At 70.4% G+C, this 16,104-nt stretch carries 17 protein-coding genes and 2 tRNA genes; 10 read left to right on the top strand and 9 right to left on the bottom strand.

Features of this window, described 5'->3' with window-relative positions:
• Positions 1-6: 6 nt before the first annotated feature.
• The 7 genes from ACIA8X_RS40720 to ACIA8X_RS40750 all read right to left on the bottom strand — a co-directional run bounded on the left by ACIA8X_RS40720 (position 7) and on the right by ACIA8X_RS40750 (position 4,474).
• The gene (locus ACIA8X_RS40720; RefSeq protein WP_399460423.1) at positions 7-657 is read right to left on the bottom strand and encodes a response regulator; all 651 of its coding nucleotides are present in this window, start codon (positions 655-657) and stop codon (positions 7-9) included.
• Positions 654-1,886, bottom strand: coding sequence for a sensor histidine kinase (locus ACIA8X_RS40725; RefSeq protein WP_393456226.1), 1,233 nt, complete (start codon positions 1,884-1,886; stop codon positions 654-656). The genes ACIA8X_RS40720 and ACIA8X_RS40725 overlap by 4 nt, the downstream gene beginning before the upstream one ends.
• A gap of 16 nt (positions 1,887-1,902) precedes the next feature.
• The gene (locus ACIA8X_RS40730) at positions 1,903-2,679 is read right to left on the bottom strand and encodes an ABC transporter permease (protein ID WP_393456229.1); all 777 of its coding nucleotides are present in this window, start codon (positions 2,677-2,679) and stop codon (positions 1,903-1,905) included.
• A complete protein-coding gene (locus tag ACIA8X_RS40735) occupies positions 2,676-3,635 on the bottom strand; it encodes an ABC transporter ATP-binding protein (RefSeq protein ID WP_393456232.1) in 960 nt (319 codons plus the stop codon). Before ACIA8X_RS40735 ends, ACIA8X_RS40730 begins: the two co-directional genes overlap by 4 nt.
• Before the next feature lie 132 nt (positions 3,636-3,767).
• Positions 3,768-3,840, bottom strand: a tRNA-Gly gene (locus ACIA8X_RS40740).
• A gap of 80 nt (positions 3,841-3,920) precedes the next feature.
• Positions 3,921-3,992: transfer RNA gene (locus ACIA8X_RS40745), tRNA-Gly, on the bottom strand.
• A 164-nt stretch (positions 3,993-4,156) separates the two neighbouring features.
• Positions 4,157-4,474: an Lsr2 family protein gene (locus tag ACIA8X_RS40750; RefSeq protein ID WP_093911151.1), complete on the bottom strand. Its 318-nt coding sequence runs from the start codon at positions 4,472-4,474 to the stop codon at positions 4,157-4,159.
• A 280-nt stretch (positions 4,475-4,754) separates the two neighbouring features.
• Here ACIA8X_RS40750 and purS point away from each other — a divergent pair, with 280 nt between their 5' ends.
• The 6 genes from purS to ACIA8X_RS40780 all read left to right on the top strand — a co-directional run bounded on the left by purS (position 4,755) and on the right by ACIA8X_RS40780 (position 10,109).
• Positions 4,755-5,018: a phosphoribosylformylglycinamidine synthase subunit PurS gene (purS, locus tag ACIA8X_RS40755; RefSeq protein ID WP_015659417.1), complete on the top strand. Its 264-nt coding sequence runs from the start codon at positions 4,755-4,757 to the stop codon at positions 5,016-5,018.
• The gene (gene purQ / locus ACIA8X_RS40760) at positions 5,015-5,695 is read left to right on the top strand and encodes a phosphoribosylformylglycinamidine synthase subunit PurQ (protein WP_393456237.1); all 681 of its coding nucleotides are present in this window, start codon (positions 5,015-5,017) and stop codon (positions 5,693-5,695) included. Before purS ends, purQ begins: the two co-directional genes overlap by 4 nt.
• Positions 5,692-7,950 carry a phosphoribosylformylglycinamidine synthase subunit PurL gene (gene purL / locus ACIA8X_RS40765; protein WP_393456240.1) on the top strand — a complete coding sequence of 753 codons (2,259 nt, stop codon included), beginning with the start codon at positions 5,692-5,694 and terminating at the stop codon, positions 7,948-7,950. The genes purQ and purL overlap by 4 nt, the downstream gene beginning before the upstream one ends.
• A gap of 138 nt (positions 7,951-8,088) precedes the next feature.
• Complete coding sequence (locus ACIA8X_RS40770) at positions 8,089-8,589, top strand: ArsR/SmtB family transcription factor (protein ID WP_393456243.1); 501 nt, start codon at positions 8,089-8,091, stop codon at positions 8,587-8,589.
• A 54-nt stretch (positions 8,590-8,643) separates the two neighbouring features.
• Positions 8,644-9,495, top strand: a complete 852-nt coding sequence (locus ACIA8X_RS40775; protein WP_393456246.1) for a M23 family metallopeptidase — start codon at positions 8,644-8,646, stop codon at positions 9,493-9,495.
• An 89-nt stretch (positions 9,496-9,584) separates the two neighbouring features.
• Positions 9,585-10,109, top strand: a complete 525-nt coding sequence (locus tag ACIA8X_RS40780) for a protease inhibitor I42 family protein (RefSeq protein ID WP_393456249.1) — start codon at positions 9,585-9,587, stop codon at positions 10,107-10,109.
• Between the two features lie 78 nt (positions 10,110-10,187).
• Here the strand turns inward: ACIA8X_RS40780 and ACIA8X_RS40785 are convergent, their stop codons facing one another.
• Both ACIA8X_RS40785 and ACIA8X_RS40790 read right to left on the bottom strand, forming a co-directional pair.
• Positions 10,188-10,874, bottom strand: coding sequence for a hypothetical protein (locus tag ACIA8X_RS40785; protein ID WP_393456252.1), 687 nt, complete (start codon positions 10,872-10,874; stop codon positions 10,188-10,190).
• Positions 10,875-10,918: 44 nt separating this feature from the next.
• Positions 10,919-11,461, bottom strand: a complete 543-nt coding sequence (locus ACIA8X_RS40790; protein ID WP_393456255.1) for a hypothetical protein — start codon at positions 11,459-11,461, stop codon at positions 10,919-10,921.
• A gap of 409 nt (positions 11,462-11,870) precedes the next feature.
• Between ACIA8X_RS40790 and ACIA8X_RS40795 the strand changes: the two genes are divergently transcribed.
• The 4 genes from ACIA8X_RS40795 to ACIA8X_RS40810 all read left to right on the top strand — a co-directional run bounded on the left by ACIA8X_RS40795 (position 11,871) and on the right by ACIA8X_RS40810 (position 16,049).
• Positions 11,871-13,094 carry a hypothetical protein gene (locus ACIA8X_RS40795; protein WP_393456257.1) on the top strand — a complete coding sequence of 408 codons (1,224 nt, stop codon included), beginning with the start codon at positions 11,871-11,873 and terminating at the stop codon, positions 13,092-13,094.
• Positions 13,091-14,377 (top strand): hypothetical protein, encoded by a 1,287-nt coding sequence (locus ACIA8X_RS40800; RefSeq protein ID WP_399460424.1) that lies wholly within the window; start codon positions 13,091-13,093, stop codon positions 14,375-14,377. Before ACIA8X_RS40795 ends, ACIA8X_RS40800 begins: the two co-directional genes overlap by 4 nt.
• Before the next feature lie 10 nt (positions 14,378-14,387).
• Entirely contained in the window at positions 14,388-15,185 is a 798-nt protein-coding gene (locus tag ACIA8X_RS40805; RefSeq protein WP_399460425.1) for a sterol carrier family protein, read from the top strand.
• Between the two features lie 93 nt (positions 15,186-15,278).
• The gene (locus ACIA8X_RS40810; protein ID WP_393456266.1) at positions 15,279-16,049 is read left to right on the top strand and encodes an META domain-containing protein; all 771 of its coding nucleotides are present in this window, start codon (positions 15,279-15,281) and stop codon (positions 16,047-16,049) included.
• Positions 16,050-16,104: the final 55 nt, after the last annotated feature.

Below are 16,104 nucleotides of genomic sequence, written 5' to 3' on the forward strand. Positions count from 1 at the left end.
GAACCACTATACCCAACCCCGCTCCCGCGCGAGACGCACCGCCGCGTGCCGGTTCTCCGCCCCGAGCTTCGACACCGCGGACGACAGATAGTTCCGTACGGTCCCCTGCGACAGCGGCGCCCGCTCCGCGATCTCCGCGACGGGCGCCCCGTCGGCGGCGAGTTCCAGTACCTCGGCCTCCCGCGCCGTCAGCGGCGAGTCCCCTGCGGCGATGGCGTCGGCGGCCAACTCGGGGTCGACGTACCGGTTTCCGGCGTGCACGGTACGGATGATCTCCGCGAGCCGCTGAGCGCTGACGGTCTTCGGGACGAACCCGCGCACACCCGCCGCGAGGGCCCGCTTCAGATGCCCTGGCCGCCCGTGACTGGTCACGATCAGCACCCGGCAGCCGGGCAGTTCGGCCCGCAGGGATGTGGCGACCTTCACACCGTCCGCCCCCGGCATCTGAAGATCCAGTACGGCGACGTCCGGCTCGTGCGCCCGCGCCATCGCCAGCGCCTCCGTCCCGCTCGCCGCCTCGGCGACGATTACGAGGTCGTCCTCCAGCGAGAGCAGCGTGGCGAGCGCACCCCGGATCAGATGCTCGTCGTCGGCGAGCAGCAGCCGTACACGCCCTGTCGCGCGGTCGGTCATACGGTCGCTCTCCAGGTCGGTCATACGGTGACCTCCCGCACGCCCGCCCCGGCCCCAGCCAACGGCACCTCCGCCACCAGCCGGAACACCCCCGGCCCGACCCGCCCGGCCTCCAGGGTCCCGTCCACCGCGGCCAGCCGCTCCCGCAGCCCGGCGAGCCCCGAGCCGCCACCCGAGTCGGAGGCTCCGGCCGCCCCGTCGTTCTCCACCGTCAACACCACACGCCCCTCCGACACCCGCACCCCCACCGCGCACCGCGCGGCATCCCCGTGCCGCAGCACATTGGTGGTCGCCTCGCGCACCACCCACGCCAGCGCCGACTGCACCTCGACCGGCAGCCCGGCCGCCTCGCCGGTCACCGCGCACTCGATCCCGGCCGCCGTCAACACCCCCTGCGCACCGGCGAGTTCGACCCCCAGGTCGGCCTCCCGATACCCCCGTACGACGTCCCGCACCTCACGCTGCGACTCCCGTGCGATCCGCTGCACCTCGATCATCTGCTCCACGGCCTCGGGCCGCCCGCGCCGCGCGAGCTGCACGGCCAGCTCGCTCTTGAGGGCGATGACCGACAGGTTCCGCCCCATGACGTCGTGCAGATCCCGCCCGAACCGCAGCCGCTCCTCGGCGACGGCGAGCCGGGCGCGGGTCTCGCGGGCCTCGTCGAGTTCGTAGACGGCCTTGAGGAGCCAGACGGAGAAGAGGGCGATGAAGGCGAGGAAACCGCCGCCGGACAGCACGATCGGGGCGATGACCAGCGCGGCGAAAGTGGACCCGCTCATCAGGAGCACGACGAGCCCCGCACCCGCGGCGAAGCCCGCGACGACGGCGTACACGCGCCTGCGGCTGTGCACCCCCAGCGCGATGTTGCCCACGCCGAAGAACACGACGACGCTGAAGACACTGCCGGCCGCGGAGTCGACGCCGTCACCCTTCGGGCCGTACTCGACCACGGCGAGAGCCGTGGCGGCGACCGCCGCGGTGACGGCGCCGAGCGTCCACAGCAGTCGTACGGGCTGCTCACGCCGACCGCACACCCAGTCCACCGCCCGCGACACGACCAGGGCGCAGACCATCGCGTGCGCGCACACCAGGAGCATCATCCAGCCGCCCAGTTCGGCCCCCATCTCGCCGGTGACCGGCAGGGCGACCGTCACGACCTCCATCACCGCGAAGAAATGGAACGACCACCTCGTGTACGTCTCGACCTTCGCCGGCGTGCTCTTCCCCCGCCACCACGTACCCGGCCCGCGCATACGTCGCCCCCCTGCCTCAGTGCCGTGGCTCCCATCGGAACCACCGTCGCACAGCCAACACGCCCAGGACCGTCCAGGCCAGCCCGGTCAGCACGGGACCGATCACCTCGTACGCCGACAGCTCACCGGTCCAGCCACCCCGCAGCAGGGTGATCACCGGGGTCAGCGGCAGCAGCTCGCACACCGACGCCACCCGGTCCGGCAGTACCTCCAACGGGACGAACATCCCGGAGAAGAGCATGGACAGGAACACCACGGGCAGGGTCGTGACCTGCGCACTCTCGACACTGCGGGTGAACGACGCGGTCACGGCGCCCAGTGACGCGCACACGACGAGCCCCAACAGCAGCCCCAGCACGGCGAGATGGGGAGCCTCGGGCGCGCCCACGTCGAGCAGGACGGCACAGCCGACCGCGAGCACCAGGCTCTGCGCGATGCCCGTGGCCACGGCCGGCAGCGCGGCCCCGGCCAGGATCTCCGCGTCCTTCAGCTCGCCGGTGCGCAGCCGCTTGAGGACGAGTTCCTCGCGCCGGGCGGTGTAGACGGAGACGAGGGTCGCGTACACCGCGTAGAGCAGCGAGAAGCCGATGGAGGCGGGCAGGACGACCGTGCCGAGGGAGAGGCCGGCCTCCGCCAGGTCCATCCCCTTGGCCGCCTCCCGCACGCTGAAGGGCAGCAGCAGCGGCACGAACATCGCCGCGAACAGCGTGCCCCTGCTGCGCCCGAGCAGCGTCAGCTCGGCCCGGGCCAACGCCCCCATACGTCCCACCGGGGTGGTCATCGCCGTACTCATGCCGCGTACTCCTTCTTCTCGGCGGCGCCGGCCGCCTCCCGCGCGATCCCCAGGAACGCCTCCTCCAGCGAAGCCGGCCGCACGTCCAGCCGCCGCAGCTCCACCCCCGCCGTGTCCGCCCACACCAGCAGTCGGGTCGCCGTCCGCTGCAACTCGTGGGTCCGCAGCCGTACGACGCGCCCGTCGACCTCGTGCTCGCGCACGCCCATGCCGTCGAGGGGCGGCAGGTCTCCCACGAAGTAGCCCTGGGGCAGCTCGAAGGAGATCCGCGAGGGCTGGGCCGCCGTCACCTCGGCCGGTGTCCCGGACGCCGCGATCCGCCCCTCGTGCAGGATCGCGAGCCGGTCGGCGAGGTTCTCGGCCTCTTCCAGGTAGTGCGTGGTCAGCAGCACGGTCGTACCGGCATCCCGCAGGCCGCGCACCAACTCCCAGGTGTCCCGGCGCCCTTCGGCGTCGAGGCCGGTCGTCGGCTCGTCCAGGAACAGCACCTCGGGCTTGCCGAGCAGGGCGAGCGCCAGGTCCAGCCGCCGCCGTTCACCGCCGGACAGCTGCTTCACCCGCACCCCGGCCCGCCGCCCGAGCCCGACCAGCTCCAGCGCCTCCGCCTCGGGCATGGCCCCGCTCACGCACCCCGCCCACATCCGCGCGGTCTCGGCGACGGTCAGATCGGACGGAAAGCCGCCCTCCTGCAACATCACCCCGGTCCGCGGCCGTACGACGTCCCGCTCGGCGTAGGGATCGTGGCCGAGCACTCGTACCCGCCCCTCGGCGGGTCGCGCGAGCCCTTCCAGCAGCTCGACGGTCGACGTCTTGCCCGCGCCATTGGTGCCGAGCAGCGCGAAGACCTCGCCGCGGTCCACGGAGAACGAAATTCCGCGCACCGCCTCGAACCCGCCCCCGTACACACGACGCAGGTCGGTGACCTCAATCACGTGTTCGTGTTCGTTGATGTCCATGACACCAGCGTCCCGGCGATCCGAGACCGGCAGCAGTGCGCGCTGTCACCGCTCCGCATGACAAATGTCAGAAGCCCAGGAGGAGGGCACACGAAAAGACCCCGGTCCATCAGGACCGGGGTCTCATTCCCGAGCGGACGACGAGGCTCGAACTCGCGACCTCAACCTTGGCAAGGTTGCGCTCTACCAACTGAGCTACGTCCGCATTGCCTCCGACCGGCTCTCACCGATCGGCGCGAGCACCAGCCTACCTGATCCACATCAGTGGTCAGTACGGCGGTGCGGAGCGGGTGACAGGAATTGCACACTGCGCCTTCCCCCTGGAAGGGGGATGTTCTACTACTGAACTACACCCGCAAGCCCCGCGAGCTGGGCTTTTTCGGCCCGCCCGGCGGCGTGTCCCAGACATTAGCTGATCGGCGGGGGGGTAGCGCAAGTCGGTTGTCGCACCGGCCCAAGTGGGCGGTGCTCAGGGCCCGCTGACGGGCCCTGAGGCGACGCCGACCTACCTCAGCCAGGCGTCACTGCGCCGCGCTGAACGCCTCGTAGACCTTCTTGGGGATCCGGCCGCGGGCCGGTACCTCCATCTTGTTGGCCTGGGCCCAGGCGCGGACGGCCGCCGGGTCAGGGGCGACCTCCGTCTGCTTGTACGCCTTGCCTGACTTCGACCGCTTGCGGCCCGCGTCCACGTAGGGCGCGAGCGCCTTACGCAGTTTCTTGGCATTGGTTTCATTCAGGTCGATCTCGTACGACTTGCCGTCGAGTCCGAAGGCGATCGTTTCCGCCGCTTCTGAGCCGTCGATGTCGTCAAAGAGCGTGACCACGACCTTCTGCGCCACGAATATCGGTCCCTTCGTACCGGCATGCTGACAATTCATTTGTACAGTGCCCGACAATGCGATGTGAAGCCCGACTAAATCCTCCCGCGTGTCCGAGCGCAATAGGTATCGGGTGTCGATCCGGGATCTTTTCCGGAACTTTTCGCCGTCACTCGCTGTTCATCCCTGCCGTGACAGCCGTCACGTAGATTCCTACAAGTCGACGCGCGTAGAAATTTTGTGCAGGTAGTCTGAAACCACCTGCAGGAACCTGCTCAGCACCACACCACCGGGAGTGCACGTGGCACGCGTCGTAGTCGACGTCATGCTCAAGCCGGAGATCCTCGACCCCCAGGGCCAGGCGGTGCAGCGCGCACTGCCGCGGCTGGGTTTCGAAGGCATCTCGGACGTACGTCAGGGAAAGCGATTCGAACTGGAAGTTGACGGACCGGTTGACGAGGCCGCGCTCGCCCGCATCCATGATCTTGCGGAATCCTTCCTCGCCAACACCGTGATCGAGGACTTCACCGTCAAGGTGGAGGAAGTCGCGGAGGCCGCGAAGTGACCGCTCGTATTGGCGTCGTCACATTCCCGGGGAGTCTCGACGACCGCGACACCCAGCGCGCGATCCGCCTCGCGGGTGCCGAACCGGTCGCTCTCTGGCACAAGGACAAGGACCTCAAGCAGGTCGACGCCGTGGTGCTGCCCGGCGGTTTCTCCTACGGCGACTATCTGCGGGCCGGCGCCATCTCCCGCTTCTCGCCCGTGATGGAGACGGTCATCGAGCAGGCGAAGGCCGGCCTTCCGGTCCTCGGTATCTGCAACGGCTTCCAGGTCCTCACCGAGGCCCACCTGCTGCCCGGCGGGATGCTCGGCAACGACCACCTGCACTTCATCTGCCGTGACCAGAAGCTGCGGGTGGAGAACGCGGACACGGCCTGGACCAGCGACTACAGCGCCAGCCAGGAAATCCACATCCCGCTGAAGAACATGGACGGCCGCTACGTCGCCGACCAGTACACGCTGGACAAGCTGGAGGCCGAGGGTCGGGTCGCCTTCCGTTACCTCGACTTCAACCCGAACGGCTCGCTGAACGACATCGCCGGCATCACCAACGAGGCCGGGAACGTCGTAGGCCTCATGCCGCACCCGGAGCACGCCGTCGAGCCCCTCATCGGGTCCGGCCGCACCGACGGTCTCCCCTTCTTCACCTCGATCCTCAAGAAGCTGGTCAACGCATGAGCCGGACGCCTCTGGACACGGTCGAGCACGCGGCCGCGACCCCCGACGTCGAGCTGCCCTGGGCCGAACTCGGTCTGAAGAAGGACGAGTACGAGAAGGTCGTGGAGATCCTCGGCCGCCGGCCCACCGGTGCCGAGCTCGCCATGTACTCCGTCATGTGGTCCGAGCACTGCTCGTACAAGTCGTCGAAGGTGCATCTGCGCCAGTTCGGCGAGAAGGCCCCCCAGTCCGATGCGCTGCTCGTGGGTATCGGCGAGAACGCCGGTGTCGTCGACGTCGGCCAGGGCTACGCGGTCACCTTCAAGGTCGAGTCGCACAACCACCCGTCGTACGTCGAGCCCTACCAGGGCGCGGCCACGGGGGTCGGCGGCATCGTCCGCGACATCATCGCGATGGGCGCGCGGCCGGTGGCGGTCGTGGACCCGCTGCGGTTCGGTGCCGCTGATCACCCCGACACCAAGCGAGTGCTCCCCGGTGTCGTCGCCGGCATCGGCGGCTACGGCAACTGCCTGGGCCTGCCCAACATCGGCGGCGAGGTCGTCTTCGACTCCTGCTACCAGGGCAACCCGCTGGTCAACGCCGGTGCCATCGGTGTGATGCGGCACGAGGACATCCACCTCGCGAAGGCGTCCGGCGCGGGCAACAAGGTCATCCTGTACGGGGCCCGCACGGGCGGTGACGGCATCGGCGGCGCCTCGATCCTGGCCTCGGAGACCTTCGACGACGCCAAGCCGTCGAAGCGTCCCGCCGTCCAGGTCGGCGACCCCTTCCAGGAGAAGCTCCTCATCGAGTGCACCCTGGAGGCGTTCGCCGAGAAGCTGGTCGTCGGTATCCAGGACCTGGGTGCCGCCGGTCTGTCGTGCGCCACGTCCGAGCTGGCCTCCAACGGCTCCGGCGGAATGCGCGTGACCCTGGACGACGTACCGCTGCGCGACTCCACGCTCTCGCCCGAGGAAATCCTCATGAGCGAGTCGCAGGAACGCATGTGCGCGGTCGTCGAGCCGGAGAAGGTCGACCGGTTCCTGGAGATCTGCGAGAAGTGGGACGTCATCGCCACCGTCATCGGTGAGGTGACCGACGGCGACCGCCTGGAGATCTACTGGCACGGCGGCAAGATCGTCGACGTCGACCCGCGCACCGTGGCGCACGAGGGCCCGGTCTACGAGCGCCCGTACGCCCGCCCGTCCTGGCAGGACGAGCTCCAGGCCGACGACGCGAACAAGCTGCCCCGTCCGGAGACGAGCGAGCAGCTGAAGGACCAGGTCCTGAAGCTGGTGGCCTCTCCCAACCAGGCCTCCAAGAAGTGGATCACTTCGCAGTACGACCACTTCGTGCAGGGCAACACCGTCCTCGCCCAGCCCGAGGACTCCGGCATGATCCGCATCGACGAGGAGACCGGCCTCGGCGTCGCCATCGCCACGGACGGCAACGGCCGGTACGCCAAGCTGGACCCGTACCACGGCGCCCAGCTGGCGCTGGCGGAGGCGTACCGCAACGTCGCCACGACCGGCGCCAAGCCGCTCGCGGTGTCCGACTGCCTGAACTTCGGCTCGCCCGAGGACCCGGCGGTGATGTGGCAGTTCGCGGAGGCGGTGCGCGGACTCGCCGACGCCTGTCAGCAGCTGGGCACGCCGGTCACGGGCGGCAACGTCTCGCTCTACAACCAGACGGGCGAGGTGGCCATCCACCCGACCCCGGTCGTCGCGGTCCTCGGCGTCATCGACGACGTGGCCCGGCGCACGCCGGTCGCCTTCCAGGAGGAGGGCCAGCTGCTGTACCTCCTCGGCGACACGCGTGAGGAGTTCAGCGGTTCGGCCTGGTCGCAGGTCGTGCACGACCACCTCGGTGGTCTGCCGCCCAAGGTCGACCTGGAGCGCGAGCGGCTGCTCGCCGAGATCCTGATCTCCGCCTCCCGCGACGGCATGATCGACTCCGCGCACGACCTGTCCGACGGCGGTCTGATCCAGGCGGTCGTGGAGTCGGCGCTGCTCGGCGGCAAGGGCGCGCGGCTGATCGTCCCGGACGGTCTGGACGCCTTCACTCTCCTCTTCTCCGAGTCGGCGGGGCGCGCGGTCGTCGCCGTGCCGCGCTCCGAGGAGGTCCGCTTCAACGACATGTGCGGTGCGCGGGGCCTGCCGGTCACCCGCATCGGTGTCGTCGACGGCGACTCCGTGGACCTTCAGGGCGAGTTCGCGCTCACCCTGGAGGAGCTGCGCGTGGCGCACGAGGAGACGATTCCGGCGCTGCTCAAGTAGGCGTTGGTTCTACGGCTCCGAAGCCCCCGTCCGGTTCGCCGGGCGGGGGCTTCGTCGTGCTGTCCGGCACTCGTGCCGCCGGTCGCCAGTCTCCGGTCGGCGGTTGCACGTAATTACGTAGTTCCGTAATATCGAAGCGTGGAACTCGAACAACGCGTCGCCGACCTGGAGCGACGGCTGGCGGCGCTGGAGAACGCGCAGCCCACTGCCCCGCACCTCGGCGAGGGCGACTTCTGGGCCCTGCACGGGTTCAAGGAGCAGCTGGCCGCGCTGAAAGCGGCCGACGGAGGAGTGCTGTTCACCGGCGCCGTACGGCTGCCGACGGGGGAGCGGTACGAGTGGCAGCACGGCGCGCTGACCGAAGGCCTGCTGGACGACGACTGGACCGAGTCCGCCGAGTCGTTCGCGGCGCTCGGCCACCCGGTCCGGCTGCGGCTGCTGCGCGAGGTCGTCGGCGGCCGGCGCACCGCGGCCGAACTCGCCGAGCTGGACGAGGTCGGCACGACCGGCCAGATCTACCACCACCTGCGACAGCTGACCGGCGCGGGCTGGCTGCACACGACGGGCCGGGGACGGTACGAGGTGCCGCCGGGGCGGGTCGTACCGCTGCTGGTGGCGCTGTCGACGGCACGGCCCTGACGCGAAGACACACCTCGCGAAGAGACGGACAGAAGAAACGAACAAGGGGGAAACATGTCCGGACGCAAACTCGCCATGATCGCCTATCGCGGTCTCCAACTGGCCGGCATCGGCCTGCTACTCGCCCACGCCTTGCTGGACCTCGGATATCCGTGGTGGTGGAACTTCCTGCCGTTCGCCCTGTCCTACGTGATCGTCATCGTGGCCCACAGGATCGGCGGCGGCGCCCCGGACAGCCCTCGCGTTGCCCGGGAACCGGTCGAGGTCGACCCGCCCGTCACCGGCCGCTGGTCCGCGCTGAACAGCCCGGCCGACCGGACGCCGAGCCATGGCACGCACGCCTACGGGCAGACCTACGCCATCGACGTCGTCGCCGAGCCGGAGCCGGGCGAGCCGGGCGCCCGCCCCGGCTTCAGCTGGCTGTGGCCGCTCGCCCGCCGCAACAGTGACTTTCCCGCCTTCGGCGCGCCGTTGCTCGCCGTGGCCGACGGCACCGTCGTACGGGTCGTCGACGATCAGCGCGACCATCTCAGCCGCACCTCACTGCTCGCGCTGCTGTACCTGATGGTCGTGGAGGCGTCCGTGCGCGACCTGGCCGGCGTCAAGCGGATCGTCGGCAACCACGTCGTCCTCGATCTCGGCGACGGCACCTACGCGCTCTACGCCCACCTGCGGCGCGGCTCGCTCACCGTCCGCGAGGGCGACCGGGTGACCGCCGGACAGCGGCTCGCCCGCTGCGGCAACTCGGGCAACTCCACCGAGCCCCACCTCCACTTCCAGCTGATGGACGGCCCCGACCCGGACACGGCCCGCGGCATCCCCTTCACCTGGCGCGGCATCGGGGTCCCCCGCAACCGCGAGACCTTCGAGGTGCCGGCTCCTTCCATGCCGTCGCAGCCCGCGTAGGCGGGCCGTCATACAGATCCCGTCTACTGAGCCGTACCTCAAGTGACCTAGCATCAGTTCGTCACGGGACGCACACGGGGGAGGGCGCGATGAGCGCTGGGCAGGTCGGTACCGGGTACCAAGTCACAGCCGGGATACGCACCGCCCTCGTGGCGCTCCCCCTCGTGGCCCTCGCCGGCTGCGGGCTGATCGGACCTGCCTCGTACGGCACGGACGAGCGGAAGGTGACAGTCGACGCCGGCGACGAGTTCACCCTGGACGTGCCCGCCAGCCCTTCGCTCGGCGAGAACTGGTACCTGGCCGAGCCCCGGCCTGACCCGGCCGTGCTGCGCTACGAGAACATGAGTGAGGACATCGAGGGCGACGACGAGGGTGTCACCGGTAGCGGCAGCGGTACCCAGCACTTCGAGTTCACCGCGGTGGCGCCCGGCACGACCACGGTGAAGCTGCTGTACTGCCCGCACGGGTTGTGCCACAGCGCGGCCGAGGTCACGGCGAGCCCGTCCCCCGGGAGCAGCGCATCGCCGCTACCGGTCACGGCAGCCGAGACTGACACCCCGGACGACACGGACGATCCCACCTACTACCTCTACACGATCACCGTCAGCAGGTAAGGGTTCTACGACGCGTGAGGGCCCCGCCTGTCTCCACAGGCGGGGCCCTCACGTGCGTACTCAGACCACTCAGACCACTCAGACCTCGATACGGACCTGCGCCTGGGTGCCGAGCCCGGAGACCCGCAGGGCGTCCGTGACGATCTCCAACACCCAGATCGCGGTATCGAGGGACCACTCATGCAGCCCGCACAGCAGCCGCGTGCCGTCGTGGTCGAAGCGGGCGGCCTCCCCGGCCCGCTCCCGGCACGCCTCCACGACCGTGGCGGCCCGCTCCCGGTCGGCGATCGTGTCCACGCTCACCGTGCACTCCGCGCGCCCGGCCGGGTCGGCGAGGTCGGCCCAGGTCGCGGCGTACGCGAGATCGCGCCGGGCGTCGACCGCCTCGTGCACCGGAACGCTCACCTCGACGGCGTGGAGGTCGAACGTGCCGACGCGGGAGAGGCCCTCGGCGACGACCCGGCCCAGCGGTGTGAGCGGCACGCGCTGACCGGCCGGCGCCTCGGCGCAGTCGACCTGGATCCAGGCGATCTCCCGGACCTCGCCGTCCTGCGTCCAGTCACCGCCGGCGTCGTTGTGGCCCCACCGCGTCCCGGCGAGCCCATGGCCGAAGTCCGCCCAGCCGTAGGCGGTCGTGCGGGCGACGGCCAGGGAGAACAGGTCCTCCTCCAGCCGTCCCGCGCGGTGGGCGGCGGCGAGCCACGCGTGCAGGGTCAGCCGACCGTGCACACGCATCACCAGGGGCGCGGGGAAGCCGTCGCTCATGCCGGTACTCCAGTGGGAAGGCCTTTACTCATGGCAGTAGTCCATCAGAAGCCGCAGAACAGGGTGGCGGCCTTCGTGCTGACCTTCTCCGGCGAGTCCGCGACGCCGATGATGTCGACGTCGATGACGCTGCGCCACTCCGTCTTCTGGATCAGGTTGGTGCAGGTCTTGCGGGCGGTGGCGCGCTTGCCGGCACCGCCGCCGGACTTGACGGTCTTCGAGCCCGTGGCGACGTCCCGCCAACCCGAGGCGCCGTAGGGGCGCGCCTGGAGCGTCACCGTGACCTTGGCCTTGGTGCCGGGGCCGCTGATCTTCTTCCACCAGCCGTGGCCGGAGGCGGTGGGCGGCGGGGTGGAGGAGACGTGGACGCGGTCGCCGTCGGTGATGAACACCCCGGCCGACGGTGCGCGGTGCTGTCGGCCCTGTGCCTGGTCACCGGTGCGGCCCTCGGCGGGCGCGGCGACGAGCCGGTCCGTGGACGCGTCGGCGGGTGCGGAGGCGTCGGCCGCGTGGGCGGCGGGGACGGCGGCGAGCAGGAGGGCGGCCGTCGAGAGGCCGGCGGCGACGGCACGGTTGCGTATGAACAAGGTTTTCCCCCATGTGTGGACGCGGGGGAAGGGCATGCCGGCGCGTCCGACGCGCCACAGCGTTCCCCCGCTGGTCATCAAGTGGCCCCGGCGAGAAGCGGATTGGTCGGATCCGTCCGTCCTGGGCGCGGTCACTGTAGGCGGGGGCTCGGTGCGGGCGCCATGGCATTCGATCACCGGGGTGGCCGGAAATGATCTGCCTGGCTCAGGGGAGAGGCACCAGATGGAGGCCGACCGTATTCGTCATCGTGTTCGAGTTGGCCGAAACATTGCGGTCTGGGCGGTCCTGGAGGCCGGCGGCGGCCAGGAAGGCCGCTGTCAGTGCCCGCTGATAGCTTCGGGTGAGCTGGTCAACGGGGGAGCACGGGGGAACACGGGGGTACGGGGAACGGTGGAAGTGCCAAGTGGGGTGCGCAAGTTCGTCAACGTGGTGCTGTGTCTGACGGCGGTGGCCGGGACCGTCTGGAGCGGCACGCAGATCTGGCAGGTCCTCAGCGGCCGGCACCAGATCAACGAGGCCTGCGCGGGCCTCGTCCCGGCCGGCCGTGTGCTGTCGCTCTCCCCGGCGGGCGGCACCATCTCGCACCGGGTGGCCGACGAGGGCACGATCGAACTCGACGCCGGCCTGCCGCAGGACTGCGAGATCTTCAGCACCGAGGCGGGTGAGAAGTACGGCACGGACAGCGGCGAGCGCTGGTTCTTCACGGCCGCGGTGGGCACACTCCCGGACGACGAACCCGTGATCCCTCAGGACCCGGTCGACTCCCTCCTCAACGAGTGGGGCGATCACACCTACCCCGACCAGCCGCTCGGCGGCGGCATCGCGGGCGTGGTCACGGACACGGGCGTCATCGTCGAACTCCCCTGCCCCGAAGGCAAGGCGTACGGTCCCGTCAAGACGCTGTGGTCGAGGGCCTCGCTGATGGACCCCGGCCCGCCCTTCACCGAGGACGGCCAGCCCACCGCGCACGACCGGAACACGCTCGCGCGGATCGCCGTCACCACCGCCAACAACCTCGCCGGACGGCTGGGCTGCGCCGACCGTCTGCCCGACCCGCCGCAGGACATACCCGCCCTGACGGAGGGCCCCCTCCCGGCCTCCCGTGCGGACGGCACCTGCGCCTTCTACCGCGAGGCCGGCTTCGCCCGCCGGCCGCGCCTCGCCGACCAGGTGCTCGAAAGCCGCCCGGACGACAAGGTGTGGGACGAGACCTGTGGGCTCGTGCTCAGCGACGAACGCGCGGCCGACGTCGCGTACTCCGACGCGGCGCGGCGGGCGGACGTCGACCACCCGTCCCGCCCGGGCACGTGGTTCGCCTCCTTCCACACCTACTCAGGGGAGGGCGCGAAGAACGTGCAGCTGAGGCGCACCGTCCCCCGCGAATCCCCGGTAATCGCCGAACCGGGCAAGGCGGGCCGCGGCGGCGACGACTCGGTCTGGTGGGCCTCCTCCGTCTGCGACGGCCGGCCCCAGATCCACACCATGACCATCGCCTGGCAGTACGACGAGCTCACCACACCGGCCTACGAGAAGGTCTTCCGCGCCTACGCCGACGACGTCACCCACCGCCGCGGCTGCACGGACCTGAAGTTCCCCGCCCACACCACCTTCACGGAACAGGCGTCGTCATGAACTGGCTGACCCCGGACCGCGGCAGCCGCCCGCGCAACGCCTTCAACCAGCTGGTCGCCGTCACCGCGGTCCTGGGCATCGGGGCGGGCGGCTGGGGACTGTGGCTGGAGGCCCAGGAGTACAGGGACCGCCAGGCCAGTCGGGAGCGCATCACCGAGGCCTGCGCGGGACTCGTCGACCCCGACCGGGTGCTCGGGCTGGGCGGTGGTACGGCACGGGCGCGGGCGGGCAGCGCCACCGACGACTCGTTCACGCTCGGCTCGCTGCCGGGCGAGGGCGGCTGCACGATCTACCGGGTGGGGCGGCCGGGGACGTCGTACGGCCACTTCGGCCTGACCGTGTACACGAACCCCAGCGACAAGTACGCCAACCTCGTGGGCAACGAGGACCCGTTCGACGATCAGTACGACGAGCGCGTCGACGACGTGACCCGAGTGGCCGACGAGTCGCCGGACTACCCCCTCGGCCTCTCGCAGGAGGACGACGGCGGGCTCGGCAGCTACGACGAAGACAGTGCCTCCGCCAAGGTCACCTGCAAGACAGACGAAACGGGTAAGACGGGCGCGGCCGGGATCACCTCGGTGGACGTGACGGCGGGCGCCGCCTACGACGACGACGTCACCTTCCAGGACCGCCGGACCCTCATCCAGTTGGCCGTCGACGCCGCGTACAAGGCCGCGAAGCACGTCCACTGCACGCCCGAGGCGAAGGCTCCGGCCTTCTTCGACCGGCTCTACATACCGGACGCCAAGCTGGTGAAGGCCACATCCGCGAACGGCACCTGCCGCTGGTACGCCCGATTCCTCGCCCGTGAGGGGACGGGTCGCCTCCCCGAGCGCGCCCTCCCGGCCCCGATCGGGGCGCACAGCGCCAAGGAGAGTTGCCTGCTCGCCGCGAGTCCGGCGCAGGTCAGGCGCGTCTGGCCGGAGCTGCCCAGGGACGACGGCAGGCAGATCTCCGCCGTGCTGGGCCACTCTCCGTGGTATCTGGAGACCCGGTCCTTCATCGGCGACGAGGCCCACGAAGTCGTGGCGGAGTTCTTCAGCGTCGACCAGACCCCCTTGCGCTCCGGTACGGCGGGGTCCCAGGCCGGCGTCTGGTGGGCCGCCTCCACCTGCGCCGGCCGGCCCGCCCTGCACACCCTCAGCGTCCCCTACTCCTACGAGGACGTGATCAGACCCCGTCTCCGCTCCCTCTTCAAGGCCTACGTCGACGACATCGCGGCCCGCCGCCACTGCACGGACATCAAGTTCCCGGCCGCGTCCGCGTTCACCGCCGACTAGGCTCGCCGCCATGCCTCCGGCCAAGAAGCGCGCCCGCACCTACGACCCGGCCAGGATCCGCACCGCGGTCCTCACCCAGTTCGGGCACGTACGACAGGCCGTCCGCACCCTCACCCCCGACCAACTCACCCTCCCCACCCGCCTGGAGGGCTGGACCGTACGGGATCTGGCGGCGCACGTGACCATGGCCGTGGAGACGGTCAGTCTCGCCCTCGACCGCGACGAGCCGGCGAAGCAGGGTCTGACCCTGCTGGAGTGGCCCTTCGCCACCGCCGTTCGCGCCGAGGGCATCTCCGACGACACCCAGGCTCTCGCCACGGCCAACCCCGACCTCGACGCCCTCTGCGCACGCACCGAGGAACGCATCACGCACCGGCTCGCGGCGACCCCCGGCGACCGCCTCCTCGGCAGCCGCACCGGCGCCATGACCCTCGCCGACTTCCTGGTCACCCGTACCGTCGAGCTCGTCGTCCACACCGACGACCTCAATGCCGCCGTCCCCGGCCTCGACATCCCGTACGACCGGCAGGCCCTCGCCGCCTGCACCCGCCTCCTCGCCGACGCCCTCGCCGCCAAGGCGCCCGGCGGCTCGACCGAGGTGCGGATCCCGCCGTACGCCGTCGTGCAGTGCGTCGAGGGACCGAGGCACACCCGGGGCACCCCGCCCAACGTCGTCGAGACCGACCCGCTGACCTGGATCCGGCTCGCCACCGGGCGGGTGGCCTGGAAGGACGCCGTCGCGGAGGCGAAGGTGAGCGCGAGCGGGGAGCGGGCCGACCTCGGTGGATTGCTGCCGCTCATGGGGTGAGAGCCCGTGCCGTATCCCCGACCGGGCGACAAGCGGAACCAAGCGGAACCAGTCCCGCGTCCCTCCCGTCCCACCGGCATGGACACACTCGGCATGGACACAAAGCGACTGGCCGCCCTCGCCGCCCTGACCCTTCTCCCGCTCGTCGCGGCCTGCGGCAACCAGGACGCCGGCAGTGACACCGTCGGCGCCGGTGCCGCGGCCTCCGTCACCGGCGCCCACTGGGCCGTCGACGACCTCACCGTCGACGGGAAGAAGAGCGCCGCTCCGAGCAGCGCCTGGCTGAGCATCGCCGACGGCGGCGAGGTCAAGGGGAACCTCGGCTGCAACAAGTTCGGCGCCGACGCCGCCTTCGCCGACAGCCACGTCACCTTCGACAAGGTGCAGGCGACCGAGATGGCCTGCGAGGGCGTGCCCACGAACTTCGAGACGACCCTGGCCCGCACCCTCGCCGACGGCGACCTCTCCACCGAGGTCGAGGGCGACAAGCTGACGCTCACCACGGCGGACGGCGACCGCGTCGCCCTCACCAAGCAGGAGGCCGCCCCGCTCAAGGGCACGAAGTGGAACATCACCAGCCCCGACGCCGGCGGCAAGGCCCACCTCACCTTCGACGCGAAGGCCGGACAGGTCAGCGGCAGCCTCGGCTGCAACAAGGTCAAGGCCACGGCGACGGTCAGCGACGGCCGTATCACGCTCGGCACCGCGTCCACCACACGAATGCTGTGCGACACCTCACTCATGAATACGGAGAAGACCCTGCTGGCGCTCTTCGACGGCACGGTCACGTACGAAGTCGATCACCGCAACCTCACTCTGACCAGCGAAAACGGCGAGCGGGTGAACGCAGCCGCCGCTGAGTGATCCTTTACGGTGGCGCTGATCAGGCATTCCCCAATTCGGACCAGTGGTCGATCTC

The sequence above is a fragment of the Streptomyces sp. NPDC051738 genome (assembly GCF_044453205.1).
Classification (GTDB): Bacteria; Actinomycetota; Actinomycetes; order Streptomycetales; family Streptomycetaceae; genus Streptomyces.